Genomic DNA, 15,652 nt, shown 5'->3' with positions numbered 1-15,652 from the left:
ATTGTTAATAAAAATCAATCCACTAGAGATATTTCAGGCCCGACTATTTATCAACTGTCTTGCGAAACTTGAAAATCGACCAATTTTCACTACAAAACATTAATGAAATCAACTTTAGCTAATCATAAAAGCCATCACACCCCATTAGACTCCCTCATAGCACAGGCGCTCCCCCCCAACAAAAAACCGACGCGCATTTGCCACATCGGCCTCCAATTCTTCAAAAACTCACTTCCCCCATCTCGCCCGCCTACTTGTTCCCGCCTACTTCTCCATCTTTGCCTCAAGGTCCATGCCCACGGCCTTGGATATGGCCTGTACCAGGACCTTCTTTTTCACCGGCTTGCTCAGGTAGTCGGTGCATCCGGCATCGAAGCAGCGTTCTCGGTCTTCGGGGAAGGCATTGGCTGTCAGGGCAATGATCGGGATCGGGAAGCGGAGGTTGTCTGTTTCCCACTCGCGTATGGAACGCGTGGCCCAGTAGCCGTCCTTGTTGGGCATTTCAATATCCATAAGCACCACATCGTACTTATTGGCGGTGTACATTTCAAAAGCCCGTTCTCCGTCTTCGGCCACGTCGATCTTGCAGGGCAATTTTTTCAGGAAGAATTCCACCAGCATGCGGTTGTTCTCGGAATCCTCGGCCAGCAGTATACGCACGGATTTTTCGGCCGGAGGCAGAACCCGAGCCTTTTCCGGGTCCGCTTCCAAGGGCGGCTGGACAATGCCGAAGAACGTGGAAGAGACGGCCTTGCGCACCTCCGATTCCACCAGTGGCTTGGTCAGACAGCCGCTGAATCCCCCGATGCAGCTCTGGCCGTCGTATTCCGAACTCACCAGAGCGTAGATACGCAGGAGGGGCGAAACCTCCAAGAGTTTTGCGGCAAGGTCCTGGCCTTCGCTGCAATGCTTCCACATGTTGATGAAGCAGAGGTCGAAGGCCTTCCCATGGGAGGCGGCATCGCCCGTCATGGAGACGGCCTCCCGGCCATTCCAAGTTTCCGAGCAGATCATGCCCCAGCTGTCCAGATTGCGCCGGACCATGCGCCTGTGCATGCTGTCGCCATCCACAATGAGCACGCGCAGCCCTTTGAGCAGCTCGCTTCCCTGCTCCACCACGGGTTCGTTGACCGCAGACCCGAAGGTGACGGTAAAGGAAAACATGGTGCCCTTGCCCGGCTCGCTCTCCACGCGGATCTTGCCGCCCATGCGCTCCACAAGACGCCTGGAAATGGCCAACCCCAGACCGGTTCCGCCAAACCGGCGGGTGGTGGACGAATCGGCCTGGGAAAAATTGCCGAAAATCAGCTCGGTCTTGTCCGGCGGAATGCCCACGCCGGTATCCCAGATGATGAACAATATGCCGCCTGGGTCTTCCTGCATGGGGTCGTGCTCCACGTGCAGGGTCACCTGGCCCCGCTCCGTGAACTTGACCGCATTGCCCAGCAGATTCACCAAAACCTGCTGCAGACGGTGCGAGTCGCCCACCACCTTGCGCGGCACGTCCGGAGAGACATGATAGGACAGCTCCAGCCCCTTTTTATGGGCGTTCACGGCCATGATGCGGGCCACCTGCTCCACCACGGAGACCAGATCGAAGGCGGCGGATTCCAGCACCATCTGTCCGGCCTCCACCTTGGAGAGGTCGAGAATGCCGTTGATGAGCCCCAGTAGCAGCTCACCGGAATTTCGGAAAATCTTCACGTAATGCCGCTGGTCTTGCGACAATTCGGTTTCCCAGAGCAGATCGGCCATGCCCAGAATGGAGTTGAGCGGCGTACGGATTTCATGGCTCATGCTGGCCAGAAATTCACTTTTGGCCCGGCTGGCCTGCTCGGCGTCCCTGCGGGCCGTGGCCATTTCGCGCTCGGCCTTGTTGCGGTCGGTCACGTCGCGCACCACGCCCAGATAGGCCTGCCCGCCCTCCCAAATGATGCGCCGGGCATTGACCTCCACCTCGCGCACCCGTCCGGACGCCAGAATAATCCGGGTCTGCACCGAGGCCGTCTCCGGCATTCGGTCCAAGGTGCGGCGGACTGCTGCGTGCTGGTCCTTGGGGATGACGTCGAAGACCGACATCTTGGTGAAGGCGTCCTTGTCCACGCCGAACAGCCGGTAGGTCAGGTCGTTGGCTTCAAAAAAATTGCCCTGCGCGTCATGGATGCAGACCATATCGCCCACATTCTGGAAAAGCTCCTGATACCGCGCCTTCTGCTCGGCCCGGTGCAGATTCTCCAGCATGGAGACCAAAGATTTTTTGAGGTACTCGGTTTCCAGGTAGGGCGTTTCCACGCCCGCCATGGCAGAAGCTCCGCCGCCCTCGGCAATGGCCTGGGCGTGGGAGGATATGATCCTCAGGGGGCGGGTGATCTTGCGCGTCCAGAAATACGAAACCGCCAGGCTCCCCAACAAGATCAGTGCGGTCAGCAGGGCGACCTGCATAAGCATTTCGTGGCGGGTGGCAATAAGCGGCGAAAGCGGGCTGTAAAGAAAAAAGTCTGCCAGGGGGAGGGCCTCGACCAACAGGCCGGGTTCGTTGTCCACCCGTACCTTTCGCGGATCGTGCCCGGAAATGCGGGTGGGGCCGGGCACTTTTTCCCCGGTAAACGGATCACTCAAAAAAGGACCGTCCGCAACGAAAATACGTTCACCCTTCTGCCGCAGGCCCGTGGAGTCGGCCAGAGCCTCGCGCAGGTCAAAGACGCAGACGGCCATGCCCAGGATGCTGGTTCTCCGGCTCACAGGCGTTTTAAAGGCCACGTAAAAACGGCCGCGCTTATCCTGCTGCACCCTGTCCGGACGCACCTTGCCGTCCAAAATGTCCCGGGCCACCTGAATACGCGCGGAATCCTGCACATTGCCGAACAATTTGTTGTCCGTAAGCCGGGAGATGAAAAAAGAAGTGCCCGGCATCATATTGGTGTACCGGGCAATCTGTTCGTCCAGCTGCGAGTCCACGCCAAGCATCAGTGTAACCCGCACCGTGTTGTCCAGAGCCATTTCCGAAAGCCGGGAACGCGCCTCGCTCAGACGGCTGCGTATGGTGAGCCCCACCTCGCCGCCGCGCGCCGCAACCCTGTCCTCGAACTCCACGGAAAGCCGGGTGCCGAAGGAATTGTACAGGGCAATACAGACCAGAACAGCAGAGGCAAGTGCGAGACTTGCCGCGGCCAGTCCGACCACGGATGCGAAATGCGGTTTCCTGAACCTTTTGTACATGCGTCCTAATCCGTATAGACCTCATCGGCGGCAAGCAGGATATCCGGCGGAATGACGATGCCGAGTTCGGCCGCGCGCGCCATGTTGAAGACAAGGGCGTAGCGCCTGGTGTCCTCTATGGGCAAATCTCCGGCCCGTTCTCCGTTTAGAATTCGTGCGACCTGCGTTCCGGCCTGACGGCCCATGTCCTTGAAGTCGACCCCCGCGCCCCCCAGGACGCCCAGCTCGGCAAACCCGTAGTTCACGGGAATGGAAGGCTTGCTGCAATACTTCACGGTATAGCCCAAAATTTCCTTGGCCGTATAGGTCTTTCCTGCCTTGTCCTTCAGTAAAAGCGCCCCAGGGTACAGTGTGCCCACGTCCTGGTCCAGGCAGGCCTTTTTCAATGTTTCCACATAATCTTCCCACGAGGAAGCCACGTACACGTCCACCTGACAGGGCACCGTTTCCTGCTGCATCTCAAGCTCTATCTGCTTGAAAATCGCTTTGCCCGTGGGGGAGTTGTCCGTAAAAACAAGCACCTTTTTCAAACCGGGAATGATGTTCTTCTGCACCCGGATGGCGTCGACAAAATGCAGTTTTTCATAAACCCCGGTGATGTTGTGCCCGGGATGCGCCCGGCTGTCCAGCCAGGGCGGAGTCGTCTGGTAATCTTCCGGCTGGGCGTTCATGCCCGAAAAGACAACCGGGGTGTTGGTACCGGCAAATTTCAACCCCACCTCGCGGAAGGCGTTATCGTCCAGGGTAACCAAAACGTCCGGCCCATAGGCCCAAACCTTGCGCAGCGCTTTTTCCCCCTCGCGCTTGATGAGCTCGGGCGTGTTGTTGCGCTGTTTGGTATCCATGGCATAGACTTCTATGTCCAAATTTCCGCCCGCCACATAACCGTTGGCTGCCAACGCCTCCACAACACCGTCATGCTGGGGACCGCCGCAAACATGATCGCGTTCGTAACTATGGAGAATGAATACCTTGTGCAGTTTTTTGGAAGCGGCATTCCCCTGTTCGGCCGATCCGACCGCCAGGATGAAAACCGCGAGGAAAAATAGCCTTAAAAAAAGATGTTTCATAAAGCCCCTCCTCTGGTTCGCGACTAAAGTACGCGAACCAGAGTAGGGAGCCATATTATATTTAACAATCTTGAAACAAAAGGATTTTTATTCCGGACGGCAGAGCGCCGGGTAGCCCCTGAAAACCAAGGGCCTGACGGGAGGTTCGGATTGCCGACACGAACGCAATGGCTCTACCGAACACAAAAACTGACACTCTCTTGCGGGCCAGCAGGCAGCCCCCCAGAATGACCAATCGGGCAGACAGCCCCTTTGATCATTCTGGGGGGCTGCCTGTCCGCCTGTTGTTGCCCGGTCACTTGGCGAAAAGGAGCGAAGAGCTACACTTTTGTAACCGTCACAAAGTTCTCCTGCATGCTGATGGTGCCACCCGCCTAGCCCCGCCGTGTGCCGGAACCGTCTCCACCTGCGGCGCCCACCTGTTCCGGCGGCCCGGCCTTCCAGCCCGGCTGCTCCTCCCCGGCGGGCATAAGCAGCCGGTAAAACAACGCCCCAAGGACGATGGTACCCAGCCCGTACACCCCGGCCAAAGGCTGACAGAGCAGCGAATGCACCACAATCCAGGCGTTGCCGCCGATGAACAGCAGCGGGGTAAGGGGATAGCCGAGCGTGCGGTAGGGGCGCGGCATTTCAGGAGCGGAAAGACGCAGCTTGATAAGCCCGCAGACCGTCAACATGGACGACAATGCCAGGGTAAACCCAATATAGGCCAACAACGTCTCGAACGTCGTGCTGACGATCATCACCACGGCCAGCCCTCCTTGCAGCAGGATGGAGCGCCCCGGCGTGTGCCCACCGGCATCAATCCGGCAGATGTTCCGAAAAAACACGCCGTCGCAGGCCATTGCGTAATAAACCCGGGGCCCGGCCATAATCATGGCGCTGATAACAGAGAGCAGGCCGAAGGCGATAGCCACCCCCATGGCCTTGCCGAATCCGGAGCCGAAAAGAACATCTCCGGCCCGCACCCCCAAATCCAGCGCCCCCTGCATGGCCTCCGCGGGCAATGCATAGATATAGACGAAATTCAACAGCAGATACATGGCCGTGACCACTACGGTTCCACCAATCAGAGCCAGCGGCACGTTCCGTTCCGGCCGTTTGATTTCCCCACCCAGATAGGCGGCCGCGTTCCACCCGGAATACGCAAATGAAACAAAAATCAGGGACACGGCAAATCCTCCGCTGAACAGCGGCGCATCCCCGGCGTGAAAAACGTCGGCCATGCGGGATACGTCGCCCTCTCCCAGCCAGAGCCCGACCACGGAAAACAAAAGGATGAGCCCTATCTTGAACAGGGTCAGCCCGTTCTGTACGCGGCGCCCGAGCCGCAGGCTGTGGTAATGGACAAGCGAGAGCGCTACCACCATGCCGATAGCCAGCAGCGTGGCCGGGGAAAGTACGCAGACCGTCCGGCCGTAACATTCAAGAGTGAACCAGGGCTCGCGCCCGCCTCCCAGCAGATAGGTGGCGGACGCGATGGCCGCGGCGGCTATCGGGGCGGAAAACCCCACAATCAGGGAAATCCAGCCCGATAAAAACGCGGGGAGCATCCCGAAGGTGCGCCGAAGGTAATAGTATTCCCCGCCCGCGTGGGGCATCATCGCCCCCAGTTCGGCGTAGCACAGGGCGCCGGTAAGGGCGAAAAGGCCGCCCACAAGCCAGCAGAGCACAAGGGCCTGTGCACTGCCCAGCTCCGCCATGATGAAGCCGGATGTGGTGAACACGCCCGTTCCCACCATGTTGGCGATAACCAGAATCAATGCCGAGCCCAGCCCTATTTCGCGCTTGAGGCCCCCTGTGTTCGCCGCACTTTGCCTCATTTCAGGAAGTCTCCGACATAAATCAGATGTTCAAACGGCAGTTTGCCACCGCTGGTTTTCTCGATGACGGTATCCAGCGTGGCCTCCAGCACCTTTTGTTTGGAGCGGTACCCAGCGTAGGAAACGATGGCGATGGGCGTATCCCCAGGATAGTGCGCCCGAAGCTGCCGGACCACCTCGGGCAGGTCCATGCCCATGGTAAAAAAGACCATGGAAGACTGCGACCTGGCGAGTTCGGCCAGGGTATCCTTGCCCTGATATCCTTCCTTGGCCCCCATGGCCGCCGTCAGAATGGCGGAATGGCTGGCATGGCCGCTGGTAACCGCCCGCAAAAGGGCTGCATTGGCCGCATTGAAGCTCGACACGCCGGGCACGACCTCGGGATGCAGGTCGGCGAACTCTTTCAGGTAGCCCGTGTGCGGGCCGTAGACCATGGGATCTCCGCCGTCGATGATGGCCACGGTTTTACCTTCGGCCACTGCCTGGCGGATGATTTCCCGGTTTTCCCGGGCCAGGGCCTTGGCAGCCTTGGCGCTGCCGCGATGGCCGAAGGAAGCGTACAGCCCGTGTCCGGCGTCATGCACTTCCTTGCCGTCAAGCATGTCGGCATATTGCTTCTGCATGCCCCGCATGGCGAACACCACATCCGCCTGTTTCAGGACGTTGACCGCCCGGACCGTCATATTGTCCCTGTCGCCGACGCCCATGCCGACCAGGTACAGGTGCCCCGTACCCCCGGCAGAGGCTGCCGCCGAAAAGGCAAGCAGGGGGAGGGCAAGGCAGAGCGTGGCCACTGCCCGTGTTACTGTTTCCATCATCTGGAATCTCCTTCAATTGGGGTTAAAAACGGTAGGCAAAGCCGAGGCGTACATCACGGCCGGGCTCTTCGCGCACATAGCCGTCGCTGTCGGCAATGCTGGTCTGTTCGCAATATGCACGGTCAAACAGGTTGCTGATGGCAAGCGACAACGTCAGCCCGGGTACGGCGCCCGGTGTCCATTCCGCCTGCACGCCGTGCAGCACGTAGCCCGGACGTTCTTCTTCGCCGTCCGGCACATCCGTCAGCCGGGCCGCGTAGGTCAGCGTGTAGCCAAAGGTCCAGTTCTCCAGGAAGCTGGCGCGGTTATCCCAGACCATCCGGTCGCCTGCGGCCGCGGCAAGACGCCGGGTGACCGAGACGGGGTCGCCGTCATCGTCCCGGGTGATGACGTGCGTATAGCCAAGGGAAGTATTGAACTTGTCGTCGTATCCCCAGCCGAGGCGGGCTTCCCAGCCCTTGCTGGAGAGCGGGTCGGAATTCATTATTTCCCGGACCACGCCGCCCCTGCCGCCAATGGCCGTGATGACGTTCTCCAGCCGGGAGTCAAAGTAGGTCCACTCGGCCCGCAGGTTGTCTTTTTCCACAATGAGATCGGACTTGTTGAACCGCAGCCCGCCCTCGTAGCGCTTCGAGACTTCGGGGGAATCGACGTTGAATTTGGTATTGGCATTGATGTTGGCCATCCAGGAACCAGGCAGAATGCCGGTGGACCGCACGGCCTCGCCGTAGTCGACAAAGGCCGTCAGTTCGGGGAACACATCGAATTCCAGGCCGATGTTGGGCGAAAGACGGCTTCCGGACGTGCTCTCTTCGCCGAATTCGGCGTCGTAGCTGTCCAGGCGTGCACCAAAGGAAAGCCGGGCCGGGCCGTAGCTCATACGGTTTTGCAGATAAAAGCCGACGTTGTACGACCCGTTGTTGGTCTTGTCGCCCGAGACGTCGGAAATGCGTTCCTCGTATACCGAGTCCACACCGGTGGTGAGGTCGTTCGCAACCTGGCCAAAGGTGAGATGGAACGTGTTGCGGACGTCGCCGCCGAGCGTGTCGGAGTTGTATTTTGAATCCAAATCCGAGTTATCGACGGAATTTACATTGTAGTAGAGGTTGATGCGGGAATCGATGAGACGATTCTCCGGATTGTAGCGGTGGTCGGCCACCAGGCTGGTGCGTTCCGTGGTTACGTACATGGGATCGGCCGGGCCGCTGTAGCCAAAGTCGCTCCCCTGCCCTCCCCAAATGTAGCTCCCGGATTCCGTCATATGCTCCGCACTCAGGCGCAGGCTCTGCCCGGCATGGTCCAGCATGCTCAATTTGAGGAAGTAATCGTAATTGTCACCCGCCGTGTTCTCCACCTTGCCGCCGCCGTCATCTCCGGCCCGGTAATTGCGCCGGTCCAGGCCGGTAAAATGGGCCAGAACGCCGTAGGTGTCGTCGAACAGGGCGTAGGCCGTGGCACCGCCAAGCCAGGAATTATCCACGCTGCCGTACTGTCCGTTGATGGAAGCGCCCAGCGTCTCTTTCGGACCAAGCAGATCCTGCGCATCCACGGTCTCGAAACGAATGCTGCCGCCCAGGGCTCCGGGTCCCGCATCCGCGCTCGATCCCGTCTGCACCGACACCCGCTTGAGAAGCGACGGGTCCAGGGAGCCCATGTCTCCGAAGTGCTGGTGCAGGCTTGCCCCTTGCTTGGCACCGTCTATGGTGACGTTCAGGTTGGTTGCGTCCACGCCCCGGACGTATATCCGCTGTGAGTTACGGGCTCCGCCGCCAACGATGACGGACGGGTCGTTGCGGAATACGTCGGCCATGTCCCTCGCCATGATGCGCTTCACGGTTTCCATGGGAATTTCATGGGTATCCATGGCGTTGCCCATCACCCGCACCGTCGGCAGAACAGCCGTTTCCCCGGGCAGAGCAGACTCTGAAACAAGCGGCAGCGTGCCGCTCTCCAAGTCTCCGGCCCGCAGCCCCGTTCCGGACAGCAGGCGCTGCAGCCCCTCCAAAACAGTAAACTCTCCGTGGAGCCCCTTGGTCCGCAGCCCGTCAACCAGCCCCGGAGCATACGTAAGGGTTATGCCGCATTGTTCGGCAAAAGCGGACAGGGCTGGCTGCAACTCTCCAGACTCTATGGAGAATGCATGGCGAGCCGTTGCCTGCCCTTCCGCGGCATGGGCAGAGGAGATTCCAGTAAACCCATTGAGCAAAAGGCACAAAACAGCCGCAGAAAAAGCGGTCCGTCGAACATGAGTTGGCAAAGTACGTGCAGCTGATGAGATGCAGCAATATGCTTTCCATACAGTATTCAAGTTTTTCACGCATACCCTCCTCAAGATATTTGTGGAACATGGGGTGTTGACATATGGATATATTTTATACTCTTCCATACATCATATCTTGCGGCACATTCACATGTGCCTATATACAGTTCCACAAAACGCAGTGCGCAAAATAATACGTATACAATACCGCATCATTGCAATTTTTTATTGAAGATAGAAAAACTTTAAAGAGTGAATAAGCGTCAATATATTTTTGTTTTTTATTTAAAAGATTCATATTTTTCAACTTTCTCCATATTATCAGAGTATTAAAATACGAATACAATGTATTCGCGTCATAAATCAGCTGTGGTGCCACACGACACACTGCTTTTGAATGGCAGAATAGAAAAACATGTTAAAAGGGGTGTTTTTCTGCCCTTCAAATGTTTTTTCCTATAATCCATTTTCTGCAAGGGAATTCCCCCCCGGCACAAGGGGGCAACTGATCAATAATTAGCTCGAAATATCAAACAATTATAAATCTTTTCGGGCTGAAGCCAGCAGCACAATATTGAAAATAATATTCATAATCAATAGTGTTTCCGCTAATTGACCGTAAAAAGAATGTAAATAAAGCGTTAAAATTCGCAGCCTACTACAGTCTTGTTTTGTAAAAACACAGTCCGGCACCGGCACTGGCTTGACCTGAGGCCGCATAAGAAAAGGCCGTGCCCAAAAGCACGGCCTTCACTTTGAAAGATTTACTCCCCAATATGAAAAACGACTCCCAAAAATCAGAGCCCCAAAGACCATTTCAGAGCAACGCAGCTATCCGCCCCGGACCAGGATTCCCAAACTGTGCTTTCATCCCGCCAGACATGCCAACGACAAAAAAGCACGGCAGACAGCCGAGAAAGAGGGGAGGCCCAAATGACTCTGTGGGCGCAAGAATATGACAAGACCGACGCGTACTTCTTCCGTACGCGAGGGTTTGTCATATTCGAAGCAACGAAGCTATCCCCCTTTCTCGGCCGCCTGCCAGTTTATTCCTTGGAGACCGTCACAAAGTTCTCCTGCATGCTGATGGCGCCGCCCGCCTTGTCCCACCGGGCTATGCCGCCGGGCATCAGCTCGTTGTCGGCAACGCCCTTTCCGCAGGCGCGGCTTTCCACCGGCAGGGTATGGCCGAAGCCGTGGATCATAAAGACCGCCTCGGGATGGATGAACGGCGTCACAAAGGCCTTGATACGGCCGGAGTGTCCGTTCGCCGCCACCCGAACATACTCACCGTCGTCTATACCCAGCTCTTCCGCCACTGCCGCGTTGATCCACAACACATTCTCGCTCATGACTTCGTTGAGCAGAGGGTTGTTCACGGTATGGCCCTGGGTATGAACGGCACAGCGTCCAAAGGTGATGCGGAACTTTCCTTCCGGCACGGCTTCGGGAGCCTCGTACGGTTTAAGCGAGACCAGCCCGTCCTTTTCCAGACCGGGACAGATCATTTCCAACTTGCCGGACGCGGTCTTGAACTTGAAGTCTTCCCGAGCCAGATAGCGTGGTTCGTTGGCAAGCGTAACCATGCCTGTGGCGTCGAAGTCCTCAATGGTCAGTCCCGTGCCTTGCAGCTGATACTTCCAGACGTCCTCAATGGTCTTCAGCCCTCCCAGCTCTTCGCATCCCATGCGCCGGGCCAGCTCCGTGTAGATTTCCCATTCGGCCTTGGAATCGTACACCGGATCCACGGCCTTGCGGCGCACAAAAAAGTACGGCTTGAGGCCGTTCTTGGTGGCAATGATGGAATCGCGCTCCAGATACATGGACAGCGGCAGGACCACGTCCGAATACCAGGCCGTATCCGACCAGGAAAATGTCACTGAAACCAAAAGGTCCAGATTGTCCCATACCTTTTTCAAGGCCGCGCTGTCCGGAAAGGCCATGAGCGGATCGTGCCGCTGCGCAATGTAGGCCTTGATGGGATAGGGGTCGCCCGTGGCAATGGCCTCGTAGGCAAGGTTCACCAGCCCCGGCCCCCCGTCAAAGTGTGTCCGTCCTTCCTGCCAGCCCACGCCGTCCACGCGCTTTTCCTCGGGCTTGGGGTACATGTCCATGAACGAGACCAGCCCCTTTTGCCCCACGTCGCCGGGCTTGGAAGCAAAGGGCAACCCGCCTTTCGCCCCAATACCCCCCAGCAGGGAGGTGATGATGTATGCGGTGCGCGACAGGAAAAATGAATCTCCGTAGCGGGCGTTCATCCAGCCCGGATGCCAGATAACCGAAGGAGCCGCCTCGGCCAGCTGACGGGCAAAATCCCGAATGCCTTCCGCCGCTACGCCAGTCTCCTTTTCCGCCCACTCGGGCGTATACCCGGCTACGAATTCCCGCAGCGCGTCCAGGTCCTGAATGAACTGTTCCGCGTACTCGCTGTCGTACAGATTTTCGTTCAGCAGCGTGTGGATGACGGCAAGGTTGAACGCATAGTCCGTTCCTGGACGGATCATGAAGAAGTTGTCCGCCTTGGACGCGCTGACGTTGGCGCGTACGTCGATGACCGTCAGTTTGCACCCGTTTTCCCGCGCATCCATCAGGTCGTTGACTTCCTTCACATTGATGGCTTCGAAAATGTTGCGGGTCTGGAGCACGACGTGTTTGGCGTTTTTGAGGTCGTAGCACACGCTTTTGCGCCCCGCGCCCATCACGGAAAGTGCGCCGTGCTGCACATTGCGCGCGCAGGCAGAATCGTGGTTGCAGTAGTTGGGCGTATTGATGCCGCGCAAAAAGGCCCGGTACAGGTCGCGGAACGGACCGCCCCGGTCCGAAAGCAGCACGGAACGGTCGCCATATTCGGCCCGTATCGCGTTCATCTTTTCCGCCACATAATCCAGCGCCTCGTCCCAGGTGGCCTTGCGCCACTTCCCTTCGCCGCGCGCGCCTTCCCGAATAAGCGGTGTCTGCGGGCGCTCGTCGTCGTACAGAAGCGAAGGCCCTGCCGCTCCCCGCGCACACAGGGAGCCCTGCAGCCCGGACGCATGCGGATTGCCCCGCACTGCCACGACCTTGCCGTCATCAACCTCGACTTCAATGGGACAACGAACCGTGCACATGCCGCAAACGGAATACACGCGCTTTTTCATATGATATGCTCCATTGTTACTGAATCTGACGAACTCCACGCCTTGCCACCGCCCATGGCAGAGACGCAAACAGAGACCTCCCCCGGACTTGGCCCTCGAATTTTCCTTGCCCGGCGAACGCATTTTGGGCCCCACCCTGCGCCGCACAGACAATATAAAGAATGGATCTTCACATTTAATTCCCCGTCAGCCATCTGGAAAGCAACCGTAGCACGGCCATGTGAAAAAAAGAACTGCTGTGGGCTCAATTTTATGCTATATGGCCTATTGAAAAGCAGATATATTGTGAAACATATCACATGGTCGGATTTCTTTGACACACGGCCTGTTCCCATGATGTTGCCGAACTACACGACAACGCTTTTTTCAGCAGGTCCCGGCGTGCCGCCTAATGGGAGGCCATATACCCGCCGTGGGTTCCGTAGAGGAAATCAACTGAAAGGGGTTGGACATGAGCGATTACAGGATCAAACTGGATAAAAAACGCTGCATCGGCTGCCATGCCTGCGAGGTGCACTGCAAGCTCAAAAACAGCGTGCCTGTTGGCGTCCAGTATAACAAAATTATTTCCTCCGGTCTGGTGGACAAGGACGGAAAGCCCCATATCGCCTTCAAGTACCAACCCTGCATGCATTGTAAAAAGCCGCAATGTGTGGACGCCTGCCCCAACCAGGCAATTTACATCCGCGAGCCCGACAAGCTGGTCCTGGTAAGGACCGAACTTTGCGACGCCTGCGGCCAGTGTATTGAAGCCTGCCCCTGGAGCGTGCCCGTTATCCGTCCCGATACGGGCAAAATGGCCAAGTGCGATTTCTGCGTGGACCGTGTGGATGCCGGGCTCGACCCGGCCTGCGTGACCGGCTGTACGGCAAAGGCTCTGGTCTTCGTCAGGCCCTGAGCGCACTGGGAAAGGACAGGGAAGGGACCGTGTCCCCACCCGGAAAAGCTTTGAGAGCGGACACCAAACAATACTTTTTTACACCAACGGACAGAGGAGGAGACATGAAAAAGAACCATGTGATTCTGGGGCTGGTCGTACTCGCGGCCGTGCTCTGCATCTGGACCCAGCCCGCCTTGGCGGACAGGCTCCAGGATGCCATTAACGCCACGCCCAAGGGTACGGAACCCGGCATGATCAACGAGGCCGCAAAAACCGGATACCTGGGAATAGCCGGTGCGCCCTCCATCAACCTGGTCATCGGTTTCTTCTGGGCCATCTGGGTCGGCTGGATTTTCTCCACAGTAGGCGCCTTCGGCGGCATCATGGCCGGCGTGGGACACATCACCATCTACGGCTTCGCCAACTACGCGGGCAGCTTCAAAAAGACCTCGCCCGTAATGAACAAGCTGGTAACCGACTCCATCCGCGTGTCCAACCAGTGGTTGGTCGGTACCAGCGCGGGTATATCGTCCTTCAACTACTACAAAATGGGACGCCTGGTCCTGCCGCTTGCCCTGGCCCTGGCCGTGGGCTCCATCGCCGGTTCCTACCTGGTGCCCTGGCTCACCGCTGGCAAGGTTTCCCTCAAGGCATACCTGGGCTACTTCGGACTCTTCGTCCTGTTCCTGGGCTGCTACCTCTTTTATGAAACCACCCCGGCCGGACAGTCCAAGAAAAAGTCCGCCAAAGAAGCCGCACGCGCCTTCGAAGCCTCCATCAAGGCCGAACGCGAAGGCGGACAGGCTGCCGCCACCGCCGACCAGGGCGTCAAGGTCGTCAGCTTCAGCCTTCGCCGCGTCGTCTTCACCTTCTTCGGCGTGGAATTCTCCTTCAACCCCATTATCCCGGTTATCGGCGGCTTCTTCATCGCTGCACTGGCCTCCTTCCTCGGCGTCGGCGGCGGCTTCCTGCTGGTTCCCTTCCTGACCAGCGTTGCCGGACTGCCCATGTACCTGGTGGCTGGCACCTCGGCCATGGCCGTTCTGGTGGGCATGATCACCTCCATCTTCTCCTACATGGTCATCAAGGACACTCCCGTGTTCTGGCCGCTCATCGGCGTTGAACTGCTCGGCATCATCGTCGGCTCGTTCATCGGACCCCGTACCTCCAAGTACATACCGGACATCTGGCTCAAGCGCCTGTTCATCGTACTGGCTCTGTACGTCGGCCTCCGCTACGCAACCAAGGGCTTCCTCGGTTACAGCATAGTGCCTCCGTTCTAAGTCGGTCAGCTTCATTGCAATAATGGGAGCCGGGGGGAAAACCTTTTTTCAAAAAGGTTATTCCCCCCGGACCCCCTTTTCCCAAAACTTTTAATTTTTACTGTATTGATCCATAAACACGCCAGGCACGGGCTGACGCCCTCAACTTTTACTCCCAAATATCGTAGATAAAAGTTACCCTATGTATGGTGCTACTCCCCCAAGACCCTATTTTTCCAGGGGAGCATCATGGGCCCCTTCCAACTTGTAAAATACTTTCCCGAAGGGCCCCCATCCCAACTTGTAAAATACAATCCCGAAGGCCGTGTAAGTTTCGTTTTCCGCAAGGCGTTGGTGTTTTTGCAAAGGGGGGACAGTAGTTAAACCTACGGCCCCTCTTTGCCAAAATACCAACAACGCCGCGGAAGGCGAAAATCGCGCGGCCTAAAGCACAACCCACTATGGAACAATACTACATCTACTTAGACTATTTCCTCATTTGGCCCTATAGACTCCTGCCCGGCCTGGCCGGTTTCTGGCTCGGCACCGCAGTCCTTGCCATCTGGTGCGTCCTGCTCGGCGAACTCAGCATGGGTGCCATCTTCCTCTGGAACCGCGAGCACTACGCTGAGCAGACCAACGAAATGGTCCGCATGCACAATCTTTCGGTCCGAGCCATTCAGGCAAAAGACAAAAAGAGCTACAAGGCGGCCAACTCCTTTGCCAACGAACATTTCGGCAAGGCGTTTTTTGCCCAGGCCGCGCTTTTTGCCGTCTCCCTCTGGCCCGTGCCCTTTGCCCTGGCATGGCTGGCCGAACGGTTCGGCACAATAGACATCCCTGTTGTTCCCGGCCTGGACTGGGCCATGGGCTATCCTTTTTTCCTCATCCTGTTGTACATCATCGAGCGCATACTCTTTTCCCGCATCAAGGGCCGCCTTCCGTTTTTCGGCCCCGTGGCAGAGCTGCAACGCCAGACTGGCAGAGGAAAGGAGCGCATGATAGGCTGGGGAGAAGTCAACGCCGGTCCTGTAGCCGCCTCAAAATCCGACGACAACGTCGACACGCCGCAGGACAGCCCGAACGCAAAAGATGCGACAGACACAAAGGGCGCGACAGATGGAGGGGGAGAGACGGGCAAGGAAACGAATCCCGAAACCAACTGATTTCCAAAGGAGAAACC

The 15,652-nt window shown here is 57.6% G+C and carries 9 protein-coding genes; 3 read left to right on the top strand and 6 right to left on the bottom strand.

Translation table 11 applies throughout. The annotated features are described in order from the left end of the window. Positions 1 to 264: 264 nt before the first annotated feature. The 6 genes from ACI0FJ_RS15335 to ACI0FJ_RS15310 form a co-directional block, all read right to left on the bottom strand. Positions 265 to 3,219 (bottom strand): response regulator, encoded by a 2,955-nt coding sequence (locus tag ACI0FJ_RS15335; RefSeq protein ID WP_424304770.1) that lies wholly within the window; start codon positions 3,217 to 3,219, stop codon positions 265 to 267. A gap of 5 nt (positions 3,220 to 3,224) precedes the next feature. Further along, positions 3,225 to 4,289 carry an ABC transporter substrate-binding protein gene (locus ACI0FJ_RS15330; protein WP_424304769.1) on the bottom strand — a complete coding sequence of 355 codons (1,065 nt, stop codon included), beginning with the start codon at positions 4,287 to 4,289 and terminating at the stop codon, positions 3,225 to 3,227. 374 nt (positions 4,290 to 4,663) lie between these two features. Next, entirely contained in the window at positions 4,664 to 6,112 is a 1,449-nt protein-coding gene (locus tag ACI0FJ_RS15325) for an APC family permease (RefSeq protein ID WP_424304768.1), read from the bottom strand. After that, positions 6,109 to 6,930, bottom strand: a complete 822-nt coding sequence (locus ACI0FJ_RS15320; RefSeq protein WP_424304767.1) for an SAM-dependent methyltransferase — start codon at positions 6,928 to 6,930, stop codon at positions 6,109 to 6,111. Before ACI0FJ_RS15320 ends, ACI0FJ_RS15325 begins: the two co-directional genes overlap by 4 nt. A 22-nt stretch (positions 6,931 to 6,952) precedes the next feature. After that, positions 6,953 to 9,247 carry a TonB-dependent receptor plug domain-containing protein gene (locus tag ACI0FJ_RS15315; protein WP_424304766.1) on the bottom strand — a complete coding sequence of 765 codons (2,295 nt, stop codon included), beginning with the start codon at positions 9,245 to 9,247 and terminating at the stop codon, positions 6,953 to 6,955. Between the two features lie 989 nt (positions 9,248 to 10,236). Continuing rightward, positions 10,237 to 12,327 (bottom strand): molybdopterin-containing oxidoreductase family protein, encoded by a 2,091-nt coding sequence (locus ACI0FJ_RS15310; RefSeq protein ID WP_424304765.1) that lies wholly within the window; start codon positions 12,325 to 12,327, stop codon positions 10,237 to 10,239. A gap of 451 nt (positions 12,328 to 12,778) precedes the next feature. On the opposite strand from ACI0FJ_RS15310, the gene ACI0FJ_RS15305 reads away from it, so the two are divergent. The 3 genes from ACI0FJ_RS15305 to ACI0FJ_RS15295 all read left to right on the top strand — a co-directional run bounded on the left by ACI0FJ_RS15305 (position 12,779) and on the right by ACI0FJ_RS15295 (position 15,635). Then, positions 12,779 to 13,225: a 4Fe-4S dicluster domain-containing protein gene (locus ACI0FJ_RS15305; protein ID WP_424304764.1), complete on the top strand. Its 447-nt coding sequence runs from the start codon at positions 12,779 to 12,781 to the stop codon at positions 13,223 to 13,225. A 104-nt stretch (positions 13,226 to 13,329) separates the two neighbouring features. After that, positions 13,330 to 14,490: a sulfite exporter TauE/SafE family protein gene (locus ACI0FJ_RS15300; protein ID WP_424304763.1), complete on the top strand. Its 1,161-nt coding sequence runs from the start codon at positions 13,330 to 13,332 to the stop codon at positions 14,488 to 14,490. 440 nt (positions 14,491 to 14,930) lie between these two features. Further along, positions 14,931 to 15,635: a hypothetical protein gene (locus ACI0FJ_RS15295; RefSeq protein WP_424304762.1), complete on the top strand. Its 705-nt coding sequence runs from the start codon at positions 14,931 to 14,933 to the stop codon at positions 15,633 to 15,635. Positions 15,636 to 15,652: the final 17 nt, after the last annotated feature.

The sequence above is a fragment of the Desulfovibrio sp. 7SRBS1 genome (assembly GCF_049723905.1).
Classification (GTDB): domain Bacteria; phylum Desulfobacterota; class Desulfovibrionia; order Desulfovibrionales; family Desulfovibrionaceae.
The sequence above is the reverse complement of the archived record's forward strand: the minus strand, read 5'-3'. Positions and strand labels throughout refer to the sequence as shown.

Coding starts and splice junctions, on each gene's coding strand:
- ACI0FJ_RS15335 (WP_424304770.1), bottom strand. CDS start 3,219: ATGTACAAAAGGTTCAGGAAACCGCATTTCGCATCCGTGGTCGGACTG.
- ACI0FJ_RS15330 (WP_424304769.1), bottom strand. CDS start 4,289: ATGAAACATCTTTTTTTAAGGCTATTTTTCCTCGCGGTTTTCATCCTG.
- ACI0FJ_RS15325 (WP_424304768.1), bottom strand. CDS start 6,112: ATGAGGCAAAGTGCGGCGAACACAGGGGGCCTCAAGCGCGAAATAGGG.
- ACI0FJ_RS15320 (WP_424304767.1), bottom strand. CDS start 6,930: ATGATGGAAACAGTAACACGGGCAGTGGCCACGCTCTGCCTTGCCCTC.
- ACI0FJ_RS15310 (WP_424304765.1), bottom strand. CDS start 12,327: ATGAAAAAGCGCGTGTATTCCGTTTGCGGCATGTGCACGGTTCGTTGT.
- ACI0FJ_RS15305 (WP_424304764.1), top strand. CDS start 12,779: ATGAGCGATTACAGGATCAAACTGGATAAAAAACGCTGCATCGGCTGC.
- ACI0FJ_RS15300 (WP_424304763.1), top strand. CDS start 13,330: ATGAAAAAGAACCATGTGATTCTGGGGCTGGTCGTACTCGCGGCCGTG.
- ACI0FJ_RS15295 (WP_424304762.1), top strand. CDS start 14,931: ATGGAACAATACTACATCTACTTAGACTATTTCCTCATTTGGCCCTAT.